Below are 21011 nucleotides of genomic sequence, written 5' to 3'. Positions count from 1 at the left end.
AAACACAGCGCCGACAAAGGCGCTGTGTTTTTATTTTCACATGGTTCCTGTTGAACATCCCCCGTTACTGTAACCGTTTGAATATGATTCTTTTGCAATGATTAAGATCTGAAGCATTTCAAATGACTATATTTTTTTTGCATCGTTACTATGCACTATTTGTATTTCACGATTGGAATGGCAGTATGTAACATAAAGGAAACCGCAGTATGCAGCGGCACAATTGTCGGAGGGATACGATATGAATAACATCGGAAATGGTCAAGTCCAGAACCGGCACCAAGCACTGGGGTTGTCAGATCAACAGGTTCTTGAAATGTATCAGCATATGGTCTTGGCGCGGAAAGTAGATGAACGGATGTGGCTGCTGAATCGTGCGGGTAAGATCCCTTTTCTCGTTTCTTGCCAAGGTCATGAAGCAGCACAGATAGGGGCGACATACGCGTTGGATCAAATGAAAGATTATCTGTGTCCCTATTATCGGGACATGGGTATGGTTATTGCTTTCGGCCTGACAGCACAGGAATTAATGCTTTCCGCTTTCGCAAAGGCAGGAGATCCAACGAGCGGCGGACGCCAAATGCCGGGTCATTACGGCAGCAAAAGCCGGAATATTCTCTCGGGCTCTAGTGTCGTGTCGAGCCAAATTCCGCACGCAGTTGGAATCGCTTTATCTGGAAAAATGCAAGAAAAAAAGCTAGTCGCATTAACAGCCTTTGGGGACGGCGGCAGCAACCAAGGGGAATTTCATGAAGCGGCGAACTTTGCGGGGGTGCACAAGCTGCCTGTCATTTTCTTGTGCGAGAACAACAAGTACGCCATATCGGTTCCGTTTTCCAAGCAGGCGGCTTGCGAAAGCATCGCGGATCGGGCAAAGGGCTATGGGTTTCCCGGCATCAGTGTGGATGGAAATGATCCATTAGAAGTATACAAGGTCACGAAAGAAGCGGTCGATCGGGCAAGAAGAGGAGAAGGGCCTACGCTTATCGAGGCGGTGCTCTATCGTTTAGTCCCGCATTCAAGCGATGACGATGATCGATCCTACCGTTCCCGCGAAGAAGTGGAAGAGGCCAGGAAGCAGGATCCGCTCGTATCCTTCAGCAATTATCTGAAACATTCGGGACTGTTGGATGAACATACAGACAGGGAGATCCATGATCGAATACTCATGGAAGTCGATGAGGCTACGGAATATGCGGAGTATGCCCCGGATTCAGCTCCGGAAGATGCCCTTAAGCACGTTTATGCAAAATAAGGGGAGTGAGGAGAAATGGCCGTAATTTCTTATCTTGAAGCAGTGTCCCAAGCTCTTCGAGAGGAAATGCAGCAAGATAGCAGGGTATTTGTATTAGGAGAAGACGTCGGAGTGCGTGGGGGCGTATTTCGGGTTACACAGGGATTCCATGAGGAATTCGGGGAACAGCGGGTTATCGACACGCCGCTATCGGAAGCGGCCATTGCAGGCGTATCGATTGGAGCGGCTGCTCATGGAATGAGGCCAGTTGCAGAAATTCAGTTTGCCGAGTATATCATGCCTGCCGTCAACCAAATTGTGAATGAAGCAGCCAAAATGAGATACCGCTCCAACGGAGATTGGAACTGTCCCTTGGTTATTCGTGCCCCTTATGGCGGAGGGGTTCGCGGAGCCCTCTATCATTCACAAAGCGTAGAAGCGATGTTTTGCTGCATTCCTGGCTTAAAAGTGGTCACGCCCTCCACTCCGTATGATGCCAAAGGCTTGCTTAAGGCGGCCATCCGCGATGAAGATCCTGTTATTTTCTTCGAGCATAAGCGATGTTATCGTTCGATCAAAGGAGAAGTGCCGGCCTCGGATTACACGGTGCCGATCGGGAAGGCGGATATTAAGCAGCAAGGGGAAGACATCACCGTTATTTCTTACGGTCTAACCTTGCATTTTGCGCTAAAAGCGGCAGAGCAGCTATCCAAAGATGGATACAGCGCTCACATTCTGGATCTGCGCACCCTATATCCTCTGGACAAGGAAGCTATTGTAGAGGCTGCTCGCAAAACCGGAAAAGTGCTCATTATTCATGAAGACAACAAGGAAGGCGGCGTTGGTGCTGAAGTCGCGGCGATCATCGCAGAGGAATGCCTCTATGAACTGGATGCTCCGATCAAACGCCTTTGCGCTCCGGACGTCCCCGCTATGCCTTACAGCTTGCCAATGGAAAAGTTCTTCATGCTCAACCCGGATAAAGTATATCAGGCCATGAAAGAATTGGCTGAATTGTGATCCGACGGGAGGAGAATATGGCTGAGAAAATCGTTATGCCCCAGTTAGGTGAAAGTGTAACGGAAGGAACCATTTCCAAGTGGCTCGTCAACGTCGGGGATAAAGTCAATAAATACGATCCTGTATGCGAAGTGCTGACAGATAAAGTGACTGCGGAGGTTCCTTCTACTTTTAGCGGCACGATAACCGAAATTGTCGTTCAAGAAGACGAAACGGTAGCAGTAGGAACTTTGCTCTGCTGTATTGAGGAGGAAAAACAAGCGGTCATACCGGGTGAATCCAAGCCAACTGCCGCCGACCCATATGAAAAAACCGTTGATACTACCGTACAATCAGCCAGGCAGCAGCGCTATTCGCCAGCCGTGCTCAAACTGGCGCAAGACAACAACCTCGATCTTTCCCGTATAGAAGGATCAGGCATTGCGGGACGCATCACCCGGAGAGACATCATGCAAATCGTACAAGGAAAGAAACAACCCAAAGACTCCCCAGTTTCGCAAAAAGAATCTCCATCTCAGTCGTTATCACAAGGGGCACCATCAATTCCCGCTATTTCACTGCCGTCCGAATCCATTGATGCATGTTCTGTCTTACATGCTACCATTCATCAAACCGACGAGATGATCCCGGTTACCGGCGTCCGCAAGACGATAGCCAAACGAATGGTACAAAGCAAGCAGGAAATCCCGCACGCATGGCTTATGGTGGAATGCGATGTCACGAATCTGGTTAGTTATCGCAGCCGGATCAAAGACGAGTTTAAGAAAAAAGAAGGACTCCATCTCACTTATTTGCCATTCTTTATTAAGTCAGTAGCGGAAGCTCTGAAGGAATTCCCTATTTTAAATTCGCAGTGGACAGACAATCACATCATCGCCAAAAAAACGGTTCATATCTCGATTGCCGTAGCCACCGAGAATGCCTTATTCGTTCCGGTCATTAAGGACGCCGACCAGAAAAGCATTTTCGGTCTAGCCAAAGCGATAGACGAATTGATCACGAAAACGAGAGAAGGCAAGTTAACGCAGGCGGATCTAACTGGCGGAACGTTTACCGTGAATAACACAGGCTCCTTCGGCTCCGTGCTTTCAGCCCCGATCATCAATCCACCGCAGGTAGCCATTTTAAGTATGGAAGCCATCGTCAAACGTCCGATCGTCATCAATAACATGATTGCCGTTCGCGATATGATGAACATTTGTCTTTCCTTGGATCACCGGGTTTTGGACGGTCTTGTGTGCGGCCGCTTCTTGAAGAGAGTCAAGCAAAAGATTGAAAGTTACGGCACGGACATCGGACTTTATTAAAAAGGAGCGATGAAATCATGCATTTTGATTTAACCGAAGAACAGGCCTTGATCAAAAAAATGATGCGCGATTTTTCGGAGGGTGAGGTTGCACCGGGCGCGGATGAACGGGATCGTACGAAGCAATTTCCGAAGGATGTCTTCGATAAATTAACGAAGGTAGGCGTCATGGGTCTTCCTTTTCCCGAACAGTATGGCGGCGGGGGAGCGGATACCATTAGCTTTGCTATCGCTGTAGAAGAATTAAGCCGGGTCTGCGCATCTACGGGTATTACCTATTCCGCTCATATTTCATTAGGCGGAGCACCAATCCATTTATTCGGAACGCACGAGCAAAAGAAAAAATACTTAACTCCTCTTTGTACAGGGGAATACATGGGCGCGTTTGGACTGACGGAACCGAATGCAGGCTCCGACGCAGGCGGAACCCAAACGACAGCGAAGTTGAATGGGAGCCAGTGGATCATTTCCGGTTCCAAATGCTTCATTACCAACGCAAGCTTTGCCAAAAACCTGTCGCTCACGGCCGTCACCGATCGCACCAAAGGGACGGATGGAATCAGTGCGTTTATCGTGTCTACAGATGCGCCAGGATTTACGGTCATTAACAATTACGAAAAAATGGGGCTGCACGCTTCAAATACAACGGAATTAATTTTACAAGATGTAACCGTTCCCAAAGAAAATCTTCTAGGGAAAGAAGGACATGGATACAAGCAATTTTTAGCTACGCTTGACGGAGGCCGAATTGGTATCGGAGCGATGGCGGTTGGAATTGCCCAAGGGGCTTACGAAAAATCACTCCAATATGCTAAAGAAAGAAAACAGTTTGGACAAAGCTTATCCTCCTTTCAAGCCATCCAATTCAAGCTGGCCGACATGGCCATGAATATTGAACTGGCACGCACTATGGTGTATAAAGCGGCATGGCTTAAGGATAAAGGCAGGAAGTTCAAGAAGGAAGCGGCAATGGCCAAATTATTTGCTTCGGAAATATGCATGAAGGCGTGCGATCAAGCCGTTCAGATCCATGGCGGTTATGGATATATGAAAGAATACCAGGTTGAGCGGTTCTTCCGGGACGCCAAGCTGCTTGAGATCGGGGAAGGAACTTCGGAAGTGCAACGAATGGTCATTGCACGCCAGATCGGTTGTTAAAGGGGATCGTGACTATGTTCAAAAAGATTCTAATCGCCAACCGAGGCGAAATTGCAGCTCGAGTGATCCGCACTTGCAAAACGCTGGGCATTGCCACCGTCAGCATCTACTCGAAAGTGGATAAAGAAGCCCCTCACGTCAAAATGGCGGATGAGGCCTACGAAGTCGGAAATCCCAAAGTAACAGACAGCTATTTAAAAATTGACAAAATTTTAGAAATCGCCCTTCTTTCAAAAGCGGATGCGATACACCCCGGCTACGGACTTCTTTCGGAAAATGCGGAATTTGCACGCCGTTGCGAGGAAGCCGGTATCGTATTTATCGGTCCATCAGCAGATGTCATTGCCCGTATGGGCAGTAAAATTGAAGCCCGAAACAGCATGGAACAGGCAGGCGTGCCTGTTGTCCCCGGCATTTCCTGCCCGTTAGCGGATGCGGAAGAAGCGGCACAGGCAGCCAGCCGTATCGGCTATCCGGTTATGCTGAAAGCCTCGGCCGGCGGTGGCGGCATCGGCATGCAAATCGTAAATAACGAATCGGAGATGAAGCAAGCATTTGAAGGGAACCAGAAGCGTGCTGCTAATTTCTTCGGAGATGGGGCCATGTATCTAGAGAAGGTCGTGGAAAATCCTCGGCATATCGAAATTCAGATTTTGGCTGACGCCCAGGGGAATACCGTCTACTTATGGGAGCGGGAATGTTCCATTCAACGGCGTCATCAAAAAGTCGTAGAGGAAGCTCCTTCTGCCTTTTTGGATGAACTCATGCGAGAAAAAATGGGAGAAGCGGCGGTTAGGGCGGCTAAATCGATTGGATACCGGAATGCCGGAACGATCGAATTTTTAGTCGACGAGCACAAAAATTTCTATTTCCTTGAAATGAATACTCGTCTGCAGGTGGAGCATACGATTACAGAAGAGATTACCGGCTTGGACTTGGTTGCAGAGCAGCTGCGAATTGCGGCAGGACATTCTTTGAACTTTGGTCAATCTGATGTGAAACGCGAAGGCCATGCGATTGAAGTACGGATTTATGCGGAAGATCCGAAGACGTTCTTCCCATCTCCAGGAGTAATTACAAAGTTTTCTATACCTGAAGGAGAAGGAATCCGCCATGAGCTGGCTGTACACGATGGTTCTGTGGTCACGCCCTTCTATGATCCGATGATTGCGAAGCTGATCGTCAAAGAGAAGGATCGCAATGAAGCGATTGATCGGCTTCAACAGGCGCTGGCCGAGTATCAGGTTGAAGGTATCAAGACAAACATCCCAATGCTGCAAGAAGTCCTCGCGCATCCGGCATTTCGTTCAGGCAATACAACAACAGGCTTTGTTGCGAAATATGTACTGAAGCAGACATGACTTGATTGGATAAGGCCTCGGCGAGTTACCGAAAGGCTATTCGTAAAAAAGGAGGTTATTCAGATGAGCAAAATCGTGGCGGTTATGGCGGGGAATGTATATAAGATTCTTGTCAAGCCTGGGGATCAAGTCGAGGCAGGACAAAATGTGGTTGTGTTGGAATCGATGAAAATGGAGATTTCCATTACATCTGGCACCGGAGGGACGGTAAACAAGGTCAACGTGAGCGAAGGCGACTTTGTTGATGAGGGAGAGCTGTTGATCGAGTTGGATTAAACGGATGCTGGGGGTTGGGGGAGATGAACTGGCCGGCGAGTGTGACGATCAAAGAGGTAGGTCCAAGGGACGGATTGCAAAATGAGAAGGTGTTCGTTGCAACAGAAGATAAAATCGCTTGGATCAACCAATTGTCCGGTACCGGAATGAAATCCTTAGAAATCACTTCATTTGTGAATCCGAAGTGGATTCCAGCGCTGGCAGATGCCGCTGAAGTTGCAAAAGGAATTAAGCGTATGCCTGGCATTACGTATTCGGCGCTCGTTCCGAATCGGCAGGGTCTAGAGCGAGCACTTGAAGCCAACGTGGATGAAGCGGCCGTCTTTATGTCTGCCAGCGAGACCCATAATCAAAGGAATATAAACAAGTCAATAAACGTTACTTTTCCCATTCTGCGAGAAGTTGTGCAAGCTGCTCTTTCCGCAGGAAAGTCAGTCCGCGGTTATGTATCAACGGTCTTTGGCTGTCCTTATGAAGGTCCTGTTTCTATCGACGAGGTCATCCGAGTATCGGATACGTTGTTCGAAATGGGGATAAGCGAGTTATCTCTAGGGGATACAATCGGCATTGCAAATCCAAAGCAGGTACAAGACGTATTGGATATGCTTCTAAAGCGTTTTGATGCCAAGAAACTGGCTCTGCACTTTCACGATACACGTGGAACGGCACTGGCTAATATTCTGGTGTCCATGGACATGGGGATCACAACATTCGATGCCTCTGTCGGAGGACTGGGAGGGTGCCCGTATGCCCCTGGAGCCTCCGGCAATGTCGCTTCGGATGATTTGCTTTTCATGCTGGATGCGATGGGGATTCAGACGGGGGTAAATCAGGAAAAGCTGCTCTCCGCGGCGCGCTTCATTCAGGAGAAGATCGGAAGAACGTTGCCGAGCCGGAATCTACAGGTCGACAGCTCGAACGAATAAGCAGGTGCATGATTTGGTTCAGGGAAGGAGGAGCGATCATGGAAAAAGCCGTATTAGTTTCTAACAGGGGAAATGGAATTGTGCTCATCACGTTGAACCGGCCGGAAGCCGCCAATTCGTTATCAATCAAGATGCTCGAACAATTGCGTGATGCGGCAGCGGCATGTAAATTGGATCGGACTGTTCGCTGTATCGTAATCACGGGCGCTGGCGAGAAAGCATTTTGCGCAGGGGCCGATTTAAAAGAACGCGCAGGCATGGACATGAACCAGGTACGCAAAACAGTTTCTTTGATTCGCGAGACCATCAATGAGGTAGAAGCCTTGCCCCAGCCTGTCATTGCCGCTATGAACGGAGCCGCTGTTGGCGGGGGAATGGAAGTGGCGTTGGCCTGTGACATTCGGATTGCCTCTACAACCGCCACATTCGCCCTTGCGGAGACTTCGCTCGGGATTATTCCCGGCGCTGGAGGAACGCAACGGCTGCCGAGGCTGATCGGGAAGGGGCGCGCGAAGGAACTCATTTTCACGGCAAGAAAAATCGATGCCGAAGAAGCAAGGAACATCGGGCTGGTAGAGGCTGTGACTCTGCCTGAATTCCTGCTCGATAAGGCCTTAGAAATGGCGGGCCGTATTGTTCGAAATGCTCCAATCGCTGTGACCCAGGCCAAATTTGCCATCGATAAGGGATTGGAAGTGGGGCTGAACACCGGGCTGGCGATTGAGCAGCATGCATATGAAGCGACGATTCCGACAAAGGATCGCTTGGAAGGACTGCAGGCGTTCAAAGAGAAACGTCCTCCCATATTTAAGGGCGAGTAACAAGCATGTCGCAGATAAGGAGGAATAGGGGATGTCCATCGAATTCAATCCGGAGGAGCTGCAGGAACGTGTTTCACGAATTCTCAAAGGAGGGGATCCGTCTTATCATCAAAAGAATGCAGATAAAGGAAAGCGATTTGTGCGCGACCGGTTGAAGCTATTGTTTGATCCGGGTTTCGAGCTGGAGGATGCATTGTTCGCTAACTGCGCTGCAGAAGATCTTCCGGCGGATGGCGTCGTTACGGCGATTGGAAAGATGAACGGGAGAACCGTGTGTGTAATGGCCAATGATTCTACCGTAAAAGCCGGTTCTTGGGGATCGCGTACGGTAGAGAAGATCATTCGAATCCAAGAGACGGCGGAGAAAATGAGAGTTCCGTTGATTTATCTCGTGGATTCAGCCGGTGCCCGTATTACAGATCAGGTCGAGATGTTTCCCGGCAGGCGCGGAGCTGGCCGTATTTTTTACAATCAAGTCAAATTGTCGGGCAAAATCCCTCAAATCTGCCTGCTGTTCGGCCCTTCGGCTGCGGGCGGAGCCTACATTCCGGCATTTTGCGATATCGTGATTATGGTAGATGGAAATGCATCGATGTATCTCGGATCCCCGCGAATGGCGGAGATGGTGATTGGAGAAAAGGTTACGCTAGAAGAGATGGGCGGAGCTCATATGCACTGCTCGATTTCAGGGTGCGGGGATGTACTGGCAAAAACCGAAGAAGAAGCCATTTTGATGGCGCGGCGATATCTTTCTTATTTTCCCTCCCATTTTTCTGAACAACCGCCGGTCGCAGAACCAGTGGCACCACCATTCTTTGAGAAATCATTGGAAGAGCTCATCCCGACCAATCAGAATGCCCCGTTCAATATGTATGACCTGATTGATCGGATTATCGACGAGAGATCATTCTTTGAGATAAAGAAGCTGTTTGCCGGAGAGCTCATTACAGGATTGGCCCGAATGAACGGAAAACCAGTCGGGATTATTGCCAATCAGCCGCGGGTGAAGGGAGGCGTGCTGTTCCTCGATTCAGCGGATAAGGCAGCCAGATTTATTACCCTTTGCGATGCATTTCATATCCCGCTTCTATTTCTTGCCGACGTCCCCGGTTTTATGATCGGCACGAAGGTGGAGCGAGCAGGAATTATCCGCCATGGGGCGAAAATGATATCAGCTATGTCCGAAGCAACCGTGCCTAAAATTTCGGTAATCGTTCGCAAAGCGTACGGAGCAGGCCTTTATGCGATGGCTGGTCCAGCATTTGAACCGGATTGTTGTCTTGCATTGCCTACGGCCCAAATTGCGGTGATGGGGCCAGAGGCCGCAGTTAATGCCGTATATGCCAATAAAATTGCGGGGCTTCCTGAAAACGAGCGAGCTGCCTTTATCGAACAAAAGCGTGAGGAATATAAGCAGGACATTGATATTTACCGGCTAGCCTCGGAAATGATTATTGACGGAATTATTCCTGCCAATTTGCTGCGTACCGAGTTAGTCAAGCGTTTCGATGCTTATTCATCAAAGGCTGTCGTCTTCTCAGAGCGCAAGCATCCGGTATATCCGGTTTAAACCATCGACATTTTCGAACAGCACCAAGCGTTTAGCGGCGCGAGGTGCTGTTTTTGGCGTGTCAAGCATATCATGATCTTGAGCCAAGGGATGAATGGTTTGGATACCACTTTGCCTGTAGGGGAAGGAGGAAGATCCGGATCAGATGGATATTAAACAGCTTCATTATTTTGCAGAAGTAGCCAAGCATAAAAATTTTACAAAAGCTTCGCAGGTTTTGTTTGTTTCTCAGCCATCTATCAGTAAGATGATCAAAAGTCTCGAGGATGAGTTGGGTGTTACTTTGCTTGACCGTTCCGACAGGGAGATTGTACTCACCGATACAGGAAGGCTGGTTAACGAGAAGGCTTTGAAAATTTTACAGATGCTAGAGGATCTATCTTCTTCTGTAAATGAACTGGTTCACGTGCAAAGAGGAAAAGTGACAATGGGGATCATGCCTACAATCAGCGCATTGCTTTTCCCAAAAATCATTGCCGGATTCAAGAAGAGATATCCAAAAATTGAGATTCAAATGGTAGAATACAGCGCGAAACAAGTAATGATACAGATGGAGCAAGGAAATATCGATTTTGGGGTCACGGTGCTGCCGGTGAACACACGTTTGTATCGAACGGTTTCCTTGTTAACGGAAGAACTGGTAGTCATCGTGAGCAGTCATCACTGGCTGGCCGGGAGAAAATCCGTCAGCTTGACTGAATTGCAGAATGAGCCGTTCATACTGTTCACCAAGGAATTTGCCCTTCATGACGTAGTAGAGCAAGCATGCTTGCAGGCTGGGTTCGAACCCAAGGTCGCTCATTTGACCTCTCTATGGGATTTCTGTTGCGAGATGGTAGCTTCGCAACTTGGAATATCATTGATTCCTCGGTCGATGGCGAACCGTTTGCACCATCTTGCCATTCATGCCGTTACCGTCTCTCAACCGGAAATTGCTTGGGAGTTGGCTCTCATTTATCCTCGGGATAAATATATTTCATATGCATCCCGCGCGTTTATTTCCTATCTCAAGGCCAATCCCCCGAATCATCCAGGATTATGAACATTGGCTGGTTCCATTTATGAATGGGAACTCTCGGAAAATGGAATTGGCGAACAACAGATGACTGCAGGGATTGGATGAAGCGGAGTCCAAAACCTATCATCAGGTTTTAGACTCATTATTAGAAACTTCAACCATTCGTCATTGAATTACGGAAAATATAAAAGCGAAAGGGGGCATTTATTTACCTTTGCAATTTTTTATGCCAAGAAGCGCATTCGCCGGACAATAGCGGGTTGTGCCTGTAATGATTGGAACCAATCCAATTAATCCCCACCATCTTCTGTAATAAAGTCCTGCAAAGATGATTGCAGCTCCAACCGAAATTCGAATCGCTTGTTCCGTTTTACCAACATTACAGTTCAAGTTTTTTCACCTCCGTAAGTTAAGTCAATTTGCTTAAACACATATTAGAGTTACCACATAATTATGGTTTGAAATAGGGTGCATTCTCATGCGTGGAATAGATTGGCTAAACTAGGTTCAAACACACTCTCCTAATGAGCTGTAAGGGGAGTTTTTTTATTTGATTCTTTCTTAAAGGATAAATATGGTATTTATGTGTTATATATACACTATCATGTTTGATAAGAAAACCCATATTTGGGATGTATTATGCTAAATACTCGAAATAGACTCAAAAAAATTTTATTCCTGTCATAAAAGTTATGAAATTTCGTATTCTTTCTATTTATAAATATAAAAAATCCATACCAAATTACCGATAAAAAAATTAATGTAGTACATTAGTACTACAAATTCACATAAAAAGGGGATCACTGTATGAAGAAAAAATCAAACCATTTGAAAGGAAGGAAAGTACTCGTAAGTTTGTTAGTAAGCTTACAAGTATTCGCTTTTGCGAGTATTTCCTCCGCTGCACCAACCGAACCCAATGATATTGATATGGGGATCGCAGGCCTGAACTATAATCGCAATGAGGTTTTGGCTGTACAAGGGGATCAAATCAGTAGTTTTGTTCCCAAAGAAGGCATTCAATCCAATGGCAAATTTATCGTGGTTGAACGGGACAAAAAATCACTTACAACGTCACCCGTAGATATTTCCATCGTTGATTCAATCACGAATCGCACTTATCCAGGCGCAATACAGCTTGCAAATAAGGACTTTGCGGATAATCAGCCTAGTCTGGTTATGGCTGCGAGAAAACCATTAGATATTAGCATCGATCTGCCTGGTTTGAAGAACGAGAATACAATTTCTGTTCAAAATCCAAATTACGGCACTGTATCTAGTGCCATTGATCAGCTCGTATCGACTTGGGGCGAGAAGTATTCCGGCACGCATACACTGCCTGCAAGATTGCAATACGCTGAATCCATGGTTTACAGCCAAAATCAAATTTCCAGCGCCCTGAATGTGAACGCTAAAGTGCTGAACGGTACGCTCGGAATCGACTTTAACGCGGTTGCAAACGGTGAGAAAAAAGTAATGGTTGCTGCTTACAAGCAAATCTTTTATACCGTAAGTGCAGGACTGCCCAACAATCCATCAGACTTGTTCGATGACAGTGTGACATTTGCTGAGTTAGCTCGCAAAGGGGTAAGCAATGAAGCACCACCGCTGATGGTATCTAACGTGGCTTACGGCAGAACCATTTACGTAAAATTGGAAACAACTTCTAAGAGCAATGACGTACAAACGGCATTTAAATTGTTGCTCAATAATCCTAGCATACAAGCTAGCGGACAGTACAAAGATATTTATGAAAACAGCTCGTTTACTGCCGTTGTTCTAGGCGGTGACGCACAAACCCATAACCAAGTCGTTACGAAAGACTTCAATGTTATCCAAAGTGTAATCAAGGACAATGCACAATTCAGCAGCAAGAACCCAGCTTACCCGATTTCATATACAAGTGTCTTCTTGAAAGACAATTCCATTGCTGCAGTTCACAACAATACCGAGTATATCGAGACGAAAACGACGGAATATTCGAAGGGTAAAATTAAGCTTGATCATAGTGGTGCATATGTAGCTCAGTTTGAAGTATATTGGGATGAGTTTTCATATGATGCAGATGGACAAGAAATCGTGACTCGTAAAAGTTGGGATGGAAATTGGCGCGATAGAACTGCTCATTTCTCAACAGAAATCCCACTTCCTCCTAATGCTAAGAACATAAGAATTTTTGCGAGAGAATGCACAGGTCTTGCTTGGGAATGGTGGAGAACAGTTGTTGATGAATATAACGTTCCGTTAGCAAGCGATATTAATGTTTCGATTTGGGGAACAACGTTATATCCGAAATCATCCATTACTCACTAATTATATATGAATGTATGAACATCTCCTCATTTACTTGGGGAGATGTTTTTTGCTTTTGCATGTTTTTGCTGCTTACTCATTTATGATAGGATTTGCACTAATTACATCGGTAGTGAAGAGATATTCGGGGGTTATACAAAAATTATTTGTACTATTTGTATACTATGATTAACTTGATTTCATGATTAGATTCAATTGATGGTATGGGAATGTCCTTATTTTGAACTATGGAAGTCAACCGATATATGTCATCTTTATAGAAAGAAACCATGTTTTCAAGCTTACCCTTTACAATTTGACGTAGGGAAGCGGGCTTCAATGCACGACCCTTCCCTTGAAGGCTAATTACGAAATCTGCGACCCAATCCATATTCAATGTATCTAAATCACGGAATATAGTACGTTTCGTTACTTCAAATTTATCTGCTAATTCTTGAATCGTAACTCGTTCTTTATTCGTTAACCCCCCAATAATGCCTATCAACCTGTCAATCTTCAAAGAATCACCTTCTCATGCTTGCTTTATTGTGTGGTGTATTATATCAAATTGTTCTTGCTGATGCTCAGACTTCGAATAGCTAAAAATACCGCTTCAAAATATATTGACAACAAAACAGATGGGACTATTTAACTTATTTAGTAATATTATTTCCTAGTCTAGAAATGTTGACGAAATGTGAATAATCGTGTTACTATTATCTCGAATTCAAGATATATGGATTCGAACCTTTTTACACTTTTTAAAGGTGGGATTAAGAAATGGGTTTTTTAAATAGGTTCTTTGCTTCAAATAAAAAGGAGGAAAAAGTAATGGCAGAATTAAATATCGGAATCATTATTGGATCAACACGTGAAGGGCGTGTAAGTCCACAGGTGGCACAATGGGTAAAAGAAATTGCAGATCAACGCGGAGATGCGAATTATACAATTATTGATATTGCAGATTACAAATTGCCTTTACTAGGTGAACCAGGGCAAGATGCTTCTGGTGCACAAGCTTGGTCAGAAGTGATTGCAAAGCAAGATGGGTTTGTTTTCATCGTACAAGAGTATAATCATTCCATTACAGGTGCTCTCAAAAATGCACTGGATTATTTACGAGTTGAATGGAATAACAAAGCTGCGGGTATTGTATCTTATGGCTCTGTAGGTGGTGCGCGAGCGGCTGAACATTTGCGTGGTATTATGGGTGAGCTATTAATTGCAGATGTACGTGTACATCCAGCCTTGTCACTATTCACAGATTTTGAAAATGGTACTGATTTTAAACCAAAAGCAGTGCAAACCGATTCTGTTAACCAAATGTTAGACCAATTAATTCCTTGGTCCAAAGCTTTATATACAATTCGTTAATTTTAATAATTTATTTCACTAGTAAAGGAAGTATTTGTATGCATATTGAATGGTCAAATACACAGATGTATAACACGATTATGTCTATTGCAACAGGAATAGGTCTCTTGCAGCTAGTCCGTTTTGGATGGCTTCTTAAAAGAGGAAGACAAGTAAGTTTAGAGGGATGGGCTATAGGATTTGCTGTATCCGGCTTTATTCTTACTCTTCTGGGTGGAGCCATGACGCTCACATGGCCTTTATCCAAAGTAGGATTTCCTTTTGACGATATTATATTTGGAGAACCCTCTCTTGCATTTGGAGTAATGTTGCTTGCAGGGGCAGTTATCCTTTGGCGTATGTCAAATAAAATATCGAAAAATGAACAAATGACAAAAGAGTTCAAAAAGGACTCAAAAGTAATTCTTGATCAGACTGTCGAAATGGCTCGTCCTCTTTCTTATTTTGCTTCAGCGATGGGACTTGCCCTGATTTCAATTGCAATTGCAGGTGTATATTTCCAACTGTTTGCAGCGCCGCCTGAAGAACCTATTTCAGGTCAGTTTGCAGACTACCCTATGCTTGAAGCATCGTTTATTTCAGGACTATACGCACTTACTGGAATTGGAGCTATTTTGCTGCCCTTCTCATTAGCGAATAGAGAGTCTTTTGTTGTTAAAATTATGAGTACTGTTTGGACAATTACGGGAGTGTCATTCACTTTATTCGGAGCATTGAATTATTTCACTCATATTGGATTAATTGTAAATACGATGTAATAAAGAAGCAGTCATATCTACCACCTGGTGTGCATCTTAACACCTTCAAGAGAATGTTTTTATGTCGCAAGATATGAAGACAACCTTGGAGGTGTTTTTTGCGTTGGCATTAACATGATCTCACAATAATCGGATGATGATATCATCTGACGACCATCTAATCCAATATTTCTTTCTGTTCTTCTTCGTTACTCAGTCCATTCAATTCAAAAAAGGGACATAAGATCCTAAATGTTACTTTTAGGTGCCTATATAACTTAAAAGTGCGTACTTACCTTCGCAAAAGATACTCCTTATAATACATGTTGTGGACATCTTCAAACCTAACGCGAATGATAGAACTAACTCCATTGGACTTATTCATACAGCTTTAATATGGTGCTTGGAGCTGTGAATCCTTATTCGTTGGAGTATAGCGTTAGAAGAAAACGATCAAAATAGCGGTAAAGATCGGGTACTTCAAAGTCTGGTTGAAATAAAGAATTTGAAGAGAGGAGGATAGGATACTATGCCATTCATTGAGCTAAATACTTGGCCAACGATGTCAACAGATGAAAAAAAGGAATTCATTTATAATGTAACCGAACTTACAACAAAATTATTAAAGATTGTCCCTGACAAAATTCAAGTATTGATAAAAGAACTCGAGAAAGAAAACTGGGGAAAAGCTGGGGCAGCCGCAATCGATGCTAATTTTGCAGAGAAGAGCAGGATGGTCAATTGGAATACAAAAGAGTCTTATCATGCACTGGATAATAACATAGATGGAATGGCTGTCATCACGATTGATATATGGAATACATTTGATCAAGATACAAAGGATAAATGGGTAAACCAGCTTACACAAATAACTTCTAAATTCACTCATGCACCTATGGACAAAGTACTTATCGTCATTCGTGAAATGATTCCAGGTAACTGGGGACAAAGTGGTGTAACGGGAGCAGATAAAGACTTTCTTTCCAAAAGTCGGACATTTTAAATAAAGACCACGCATTCGAAACAGATAATAATGGAGGGAATTGGAATGGCCAAAAATTTGCAGGATACAACGACGTTGCATAACGGTGTAAAAATGCCTTGGTTTGGTATTGGAGTATTTAAAGTAGAAGAGGGGCCTGAGTTAGTTAATGCGGTAAAAGCAGCTATTGCGAATGGTTATCGTAGTGTTGATACTGCAGCTATCTATGGTAATGAAGAAGGAGTCGGACAAGGCATCCGTGAAGGAATTCAAAAAGCTGGGATTTCAAGAGAAGACTTGTTTGTAACTTCCAAAGTATGGAATGCTGATTTGGGATATGAGTCCACAATTGCCGCATACGAAACAAGTTTAAAAAAGCTCGGGCTGGAATATCTTGATTTATACCTCGTTCACTGGCCTGTAGAAGGTAAGTATAAAGACGCATGGAAAGCGTTAGAGACCCTTTATAAAGAAGGAAGAGTAAAAGCAATCGGGGTAAGTAATTTTCAAATTCATCATCTTGAAGAATTGATGAAAGATGCAGAAATTAAACCGATGGTGAATCAAGTGGAGTATCATCCGCGTTTGACTCAAAAAGACCTCCAATCGTTCTGCCAAGAACATGGAATCCAGCTAGAGGCATGGTCCCCATTAATGCAAGGGCAATTATTAGACAACGAGGTTTTAACAGAAATTGCGAGAAAATATAACAAATCTGTAGCTCAAGTCATTTTACGATGGGATTTACAAAATGGTGTTGTGACGATTCCAAAGTCTACAAAAGAACATCGAATTATTGAAAACTCTACAGTGTTTGACTTTGAGTTAACGGTAGAAGATATGAAAAAAATTGACGGTTTAAATCAGAACCATCGAGTGGGTCCAGATCCGGACAATTTTGATTTCTAATGAATTCCTTCATATATAGGAACGTGTAGGAAGGAGAACTTCATGAGTGTATTTTCCAATCACCACGGCTATAATCGGATGTATAAAGAAGGGGAGTTGACACTAGGACTCCACATTCCATTAGAAAATTATCAGTTCGGAACTCCGACAATGGAGAAGCAAGTAGAGTTATCGCAATTAGCTGAGCATTATGGTTTTACCGGTTTATGGCTTCGAGATGTAATATTAGAAGATCCTTCGTTTGGCGACCCAGCAGTAGGTCAAATTTATGATATGCTTATTTATTTAACCTATTTAGCAAGCCAGACGAAAGAAATCGCCTTAGGAACGTCTGCGATTGTCCTTACATTACGTCATCCCTTACGAGTGGCTAAGGAAATCGCGACGATCGACCGTTTATTTCCAGAACGCTTAATTATGGGAGTTTCTTCTGGTGATCGGAGAGCCGATTTCCATGGACTGAACGTTAATCATGATGATCGAGGAGATCGATTCATTGAATCATTTCATTATTTAAATCAAGTGTTATATAAAGAGTATCCTTCTATTCGATCTTCTTTAGGAGTCATTCAGGGCAGTAATTTAGTTCCAAAACCGACAAAGCGAATTCCGACGATCATTACAGGATATGCGCAGCAGTCGATGGAATGGTTTGCGGAAAATGGCGACGGATGGATGTATTATCCGAGAAGTCCGCAATTTCAAGCCGAGGCGATTCGACAGTGGAGAGAACTTGTGGAGCAGTACCATCCTGGGGTCTTTAAACCATTTACACAACCCATGCATTTGGATTTATCAGAGGATCCAAATGAAATGCCTACCCCGATTCGTTTGGGATTCCGAGTAGGGCGGAATCGATTAGTAGAATTACTGAACATATATAAAGAAATTGGCGTAAATCATCTTTTCTTTGCATTATTTGATGGGAAAAGGCCGGCTGAAGAAGTTATTCATGAGCTAGGCGAAGACGTGTTGCCTCATTTTCCTGCAATCAAGCAGCAATAAGAAAATTACAGGGGAGTGGAATTGTTGGAGTTCATATCCTTATCCACTCCTTATTTTATAAAAATGAAGTGTTGATTGAGCTAAAAGCAGTTGTGGTAAATGCGAGGAAAGAGGAAACTACATTTAATGTTGGAGGGATTTCAAATGTTTATGAATTTGAAAGGGAAGACTGCGCTAGTTACGGGATCTACAGCAGGTATTGGGAAAGCAATTGCTATGTCATTAGCAATGGAAGGCGTTACGGTCATTATAAATGGACGCCATGAAGAAAAGGTTAAGCAAACCATGAAAGAAATTCAAGAACAGGCTCCTGAAGCTGTCCTTCAGTCATTAGTATCTGATTTAGGATCAGAAAAAGGGTGCCAAAAGGCTATAGAGGAATACCCAGAAGTAGATATTCTTATTAACAACTTAGGGATTTTTGAGCCAAAAGAATACTTTAATATTCCTGATGAAGATTGGTTTAAGATGTTTGAGGTCAACATTATGAGTGGTGTTCGGCTTACTCGATGGTACCTGAATCAAATGATTCAAAAAAAAGAAGGCCGGGTTATATTTATCGCTAGTGAAGCAGCCATTATGCCTTCTCAAGAAATGGCCCATTATAGCGCGACTAAGACGATGCAGCTCTCGCTGTCACGCAGTTTAGCCGAGCTGACGAAAGGCACAAACGTAACCGTCAACACGATTATGCCTGGTTCCACTCTAACGGAAGGCGTGGAAACGATGCTAAACAGCTTATATCCAAATGAGAAATTGAACATGGAGGAAGCTGAATTGCGGTTTATGAAAGAAAATCGGCCAACTTCTATCATTCAGCGGCTTATTCGACCAGAAGAAATAGCACATTTTGTTACGTTTTTAAGTAGTCCTCTTTCTTCAGCTATTAATGGTTCTGCTTTAAGAATCGATGGAGGATTAGTACGTAGTGTATTTTAATGGAATGCGGGTACTGCGCCTTCATTCAATTGCAAATTCTGAGCTTAAATTACAAAAAACCTGTACTTTTTTATCCATGTAGATAAGAAAGTACAGGTTTTTTATATATGATCTGACCCGTCAATCGTTTTTAAAGAGACTGGATAAACCTCCAAAAGTTTCTCATCCCAGCGCAAACGAAGGCTCGTGCTAGCGCATTACCATGTCGGCGATAGGATAATCCGGTTGCATGCTTAATACTTGAATATTCCGTCGCAGGCGGTTATATCGCAGCGAGCAGTAATCCAGGTAATCATCCCCTGTATAATGACGCAGCAGGGCCCACACCGTCCATAACAAATCCTGGGCCATCATATAGCATTTGACCTTCATCAGATCATCCTGCGTCAACGCATTGCCGTAATAGGCTTCAAACAGTTGGTCAATCGCCTCTGCTGTCAAACGCGATTCGATGATATACGCAGCAATATCAAAAGCCGGATCGTTCATTCCGGAATATTCCCAATCAATCAAATAGACACTGCCGTCCCCGTCTACAAGAAAATTCTCTGGAACCGTATCATTATGGCAAGGTACGGAAAGGACATTTTTGACATGGTCTTGCATGAAACGAAGCAATTGCTCTTTTAAGGGCGCGTAGTCAAAAAACAATTCACCGTTGATCTGCGTGACAATAGTTTCATATTTGGCAAGCTCACTGAGCCAATCAAACTTGTTAGGGAAGTGCTTGGGACTACCATGAATCTTCTTTAGTAAAGAAGAAACGGCCTGCAAGCTTTGCAAAGCCATGGGGCCTGCCGCGGCAAGCGTTGTGCTATCGGGAATATATTTGCTGATCTTAATGCCGCTTTCCTCATCAAAATAGATACACTCCGAATTTACGCCAAACTCCGAAGCGATGCCGTTGTTCACACGCTCTATCCTGCGGTCGATCATCTGATCCGTCAGGTTACCGGGCTTGCGAATCACATACTCCGTTCCGTGGATATTCATAATGTAGTTATAATTGGTCAACCCGCCCGCAAAACGAGATTTGTCAAAAACGATACGCTCATCTTCAAAAAACAGACGGAGTTTTCGCTGCACCAGTTCTTCCATATTCATTTGTTTGGATAAAAAGTCGGTTAGAGGTTTCATGATGGCCTTTTCTCGGCATTCCATATACATACGTTAACCATTGTATACACTCGCCGCACAGATTTTTCCACAATTATAGCAAGATAGCAGGAGAATTTCAATGAAACGAACGAGCTTGAGGGCGTTCTGGTACTTGTGATGCAAGAAAGACGTTTTTGTACCAGATTGTCGGTAAAAGGGGCATTAGAATCCTAAAATCATCTACCGAATCCTCCATAATCACGGAGCGAACCTATGTTAACCTGCAAGTAGGAGTTGCAGTATCTGATATTAATAGCGGATTCACAAATTAAAATACCCAGGTGAGGTGAGGTTCGATTGGAATACCGGGGAGAAGAAGCTCTTGGGCTCGTGGAAACATTGGGCATGGTTCCTGCCATTCAAGCGGCGGACGCTATGCTTAAAGCAGCAGATGTTGTTCTTGTATCCTATGAGAATGTGGGTTCCACGCTTGTAACGATAATGGTAAAAGGTGATGTCGCGGCAGTTCGTTCGGCAGTAGAGGCTGGCGCTGAAGCGGCAGCGAAGATCGGCAAAGTCACTGCCCATAATGTGATGCCGCGTCCGCTCAGTTCTATTGCAGGAATTGTGAAAGCGCATGCAATTAACGCTTAATTGCCGGGAAGGGAGAGAGGTTATGAGCAAGCATGATGCACTGGGTTTCATTGAAACCTTTGGAATTGTATTCGTCATGGAAGCGGCGGATGCCATGTGCAAAGCGGCCGATGTAGATTTGATCGGTTACGAAAACGTGGCGTCCGGTTATATATCTGTCCTTGTTCGCGGAGATGTAGGGGCTGTAAGGGCTGCAGTAGATGCAGGCGTTGCCGCTGTACAGGCGATGGGGACTGAGGTGTACTGTTCTAACGTTATTCCTAATCCACACCCAGACATTGAAAAGATCATTGCCCGCTATGCCCTTCCTTCTTAAGGGCAGGTTATCGAT

The 21011-nt window shown here is 44.4% G+C and carries 22 protein-coding genes; 19 read left to right on the top strand and 3 right to left on the bottom strand.

Going from position 1 to position 21011, the window contains the following annotated elements; all coding sequences use genetic code 11:
- Positions 1-241 precede the first annotated feature (241 nt).
- From NO352_RS11035 to NO352_RS10990, 10 genes are all read left to right on the top strand, one after another.
- The gene (locus NO352_RS11035; protein WP_289355650.1) at positions 242-1255 is read left to right on the top strand and encodes a thiamine pyrophosphate-dependent dehydrogenase E1 component subunit alpha; all 1014 of its coding nucleotides are present in this window, start codon (positions 242-244) and stop codon (positions 1253-1255) included.
- Positions 1256-1270: 15 nt separating this feature from the next.
- The gene (locus tag NO352_RS11030) at positions 1271-2254 is read left to right on the top strand and encodes an alpha-ketoacid dehydrogenase subunit beta (RefSeq protein WP_268622982.1); all 984 of its coding nucleotides are present in this window, start codon (positions 1271-1273) and stop codon (positions 2252-2254) included.
- A 17-nt stretch (positions 2255-2271) separates the two neighbouring features.
- On the top strand, positions 2272-3561 hold the full coding sequence (locus NO352_RS11025) for a dihydrolipoamide acetyltransferase family protein (RefSeq protein WP_289355649.1): 1290 nt from the start codon (positions 2272-2274) through the stop codon (positions 3559-3561).
- A gap of 17 nt (positions 3562-3578) precedes the next feature.
- Entirely contained in the window at positions 3579-4718 is a 1140-nt protein-coding gene (locus NO352_RS11020; RefSeq protein ID WP_005550123.1) for an acyl-CoA dehydrogenase, read from the top strand.
- A gap of 14 nt (positions 4719-4732) precedes the next feature.
- A complete protein-coding gene (locus tag NO352_RS11015) occupies positions 4733-6079 on the top strand; it encodes an acetyl-CoA carboxylase biotin carboxylase subunit (RefSeq protein WP_289355648.1) in 1347 nt (448 codons plus the stop codon).
- Positions 6080-6142: 63 nt separating this feature from the next.
- Positions 6143-6355 carry an acetyl-CoA carboxylase biotin carboxyl carrier protein subunit gene (locus NO352_RS11010; protein ID WP_005550125.1) on the top strand — a complete coding sequence of 71 codons (213 nt, stop codon included), beginning with the start codon at positions 6143-6145 and terminating at the stop codon, positions 6353-6355.
- A gap of 23 nt (positions 6356-6378) precedes the next feature.
- A complete protein-coding gene (locus NO352_RS11005) occupies positions 6379-7281 on the top strand; it encodes a hydroxymethylglutaryl-CoA lyase (RefSeq protein ID WP_268622979.1) in 903 nt (300 codons plus the stop codon).
- A 38-nt stretch (positions 7282-7319) separates the two neighbouring features.
- Complete coding sequence (locus NO352_RS11000) at positions 7320-8102, top strand: enoyl-CoA hydratase (RefSeq protein ID WP_289355647.1); 783 nt, start codon at positions 7320-7322, stop codon at positions 8100-8102.
- A gap of 31 nt (positions 8103-8133) precedes the next feature.
- Positions 8134-9672: an acyl-CoA carboxylase subunit beta gene (locus NO352_RS10995; RefSeq protein ID WP_289355646.1), complete on the top strand. Its 1539-nt coding sequence runs from the start codon at positions 8134-8136 to the stop codon at positions 9670-9672.
- 145 nt (positions 9673-9817) lie between these two features.
- Positions 9818-10714 (top strand): LysR family transcriptional regulator, encoded by an 897-nt coding sequence (locus NO352_RS10990; protein ID WP_289355645.1) that lies wholly within the window; start codon positions 9818-9820, stop codon positions 10712-10714.
- Between the two features lie 180 nt (positions 10715-10894).
- Here NO352_RS10990 and NO352_RS10985 read toward each other — a convergent pair whose 3' ends face one another.
- A complete protein-coding gene (locus tag NO352_RS10985; protein ID WP_289355644.1) occupies positions 10895-11080 on the bottom strand; it encodes a YgaP family membrane protein in 186 nt (61 codons plus the stop codon).
- Positions 11081-11497: 417 nt separating this feature from the next.
- Between NO352_RS10985 and alv the strand changes: the two genes are divergently transcribed.
- Entirely contained in the window at positions 11498-13003 is a 1506-nt protein-coding gene (gene alv / locus NO352_RS10980) for a cholesterol-dependent cytolysin alveolysin (RefSeq protein ID WP_289355643.1), read from the top strand.
- 151 nt (positions 13004-13154) lie between these two features.
- Here alv and NO352_RS10975 read toward each other — a convergent pair whose 3' ends face one another.
- Entirely contained in the window at positions 13155-13502 is a 348-nt protein-coding gene (locus NO352_RS10975; protein ID WP_289355642.1) for an HTH domain-containing protein, read from the bottom strand.
- Between the two features lie 311 nt (positions 13503-13813).
- On the opposite strand from NO352_RS10975, the gene NO352_RS10970 reads away from it, so the two are divergent.
- From NO352_RS10970 to NO352_RS10945, 6 genes are all read left to right on the top strand, one after another.
- A complete protein-coding gene (locus NO352_RS10970) occupies positions 13814-14356 on the top strand; it encodes an NADPH-dependent FMN reductase (RefSeq protein ID WP_005550142.1) in 543 nt (180 codons plus the stop codon).
- 38 nt (positions 14357-14394) lie between these two features.
- Positions 14395-15114 (top strand): DUF981 family protein, encoded by a 720-nt coding sequence (locus NO352_RS10965; protein ID WP_005550143.1) that lies wholly within the window; start codon positions 14395-14397, stop codon positions 15112-15114.
- Positions 15115-15622: 508 nt separating this feature from the next.
- A complete protein-coding gene (locus NO352_RS10960) occupies positions 15623-16096 on the top strand; it encodes a tautomerase family protein (protein WP_262866706.1) in 474 nt (157 codons plus the stop codon).
- Between the two features lie 45 nt (positions 16097-16141).
- Entirely contained in the window at positions 16142-16984 is an 843-nt protein-coding gene (locus NO352_RS10955) for an aldo/keto reductase (RefSeq protein ID WP_163978030.1), read from the top strand.
- A gap of 42 nt (positions 16985-17026) precedes the next feature.
- Entirely contained in the window at positions 17027-17989 is a 963-nt protein-coding gene (locus NO352_RS10950; RefSeq protein WP_005550146.1) for an LLM class oxidoreductase, read from the top strand.
- A 144-nt stretch (positions 17990-18133) separates the two neighbouring features.
- Positions 18134-18928: an SDR family NAD(P)-dependent oxidoreductase gene (locus tag NO352_RS10945; RefSeq protein WP_289355640.1), complete on the top strand. Its 795-nt coding sequence runs from the start codon at positions 18134-18136 to the stop codon at positions 18926-18928.
- 189 nt (positions 18929-19117) lie between these two features.
- Here the strand turns inward: NO352_RS10945 and NO352_RS10940 are convergent, their stop codons facing one another.
- On the bottom strand, positions 19118-20065 hold the full coding sequence (locus NO352_RS10940) for a choline kinase family protein (protein WP_005550147.1): 948 nt from the start codon (positions 20063-20065) through the stop codon (positions 19118-19120).
- Between the two features lie 318 nt (positions 20066-20383).
- Here NO352_RS10940 and NO352_RS10935 point away from each other — a divergent pair, with 318 nt between their 5' ends.
- Together NO352_RS10935 and NO352_RS10930 are read left to right on the top strand one after the other, a co-directional pair.
- Complete coding sequence (locus NO352_RS10935; protein ID WP_005550149.1) at positions 20384-20680, top strand: BMC domain-containing protein; 297 nt, start codon at positions 20384-20386, stop codon at positions 20678-20680.
- A 22-nt stretch (positions 20681-20702) separates the two neighbouring features.
- Entirely contained in the window at positions 20703-20996 is a 294-nt protein-coding gene (locus NO352_RS10930; RefSeq protein WP_005550150.1) for a BMC domain-containing protein, read from the top strand.
- The last annotated feature ends 15 nt before the right edge of the window (positions 20997-21011 follow it).

Origin of the sequence: Paenibacillus sp. S-12, from assembly GCF_030363895.1 — a bacterium.
Classification (GTDB): domain Bacteria; phylum Bacillota; class Bacilli; order Paenibacillales; family Paenibacillaceae; genus Paenibacillus_B; species Paenibacillus_B alvei.
Note: the sequence above shows the minus strand (reverse complement) of the source record. Positions and strands in the feature narration are given on the sequence as shown.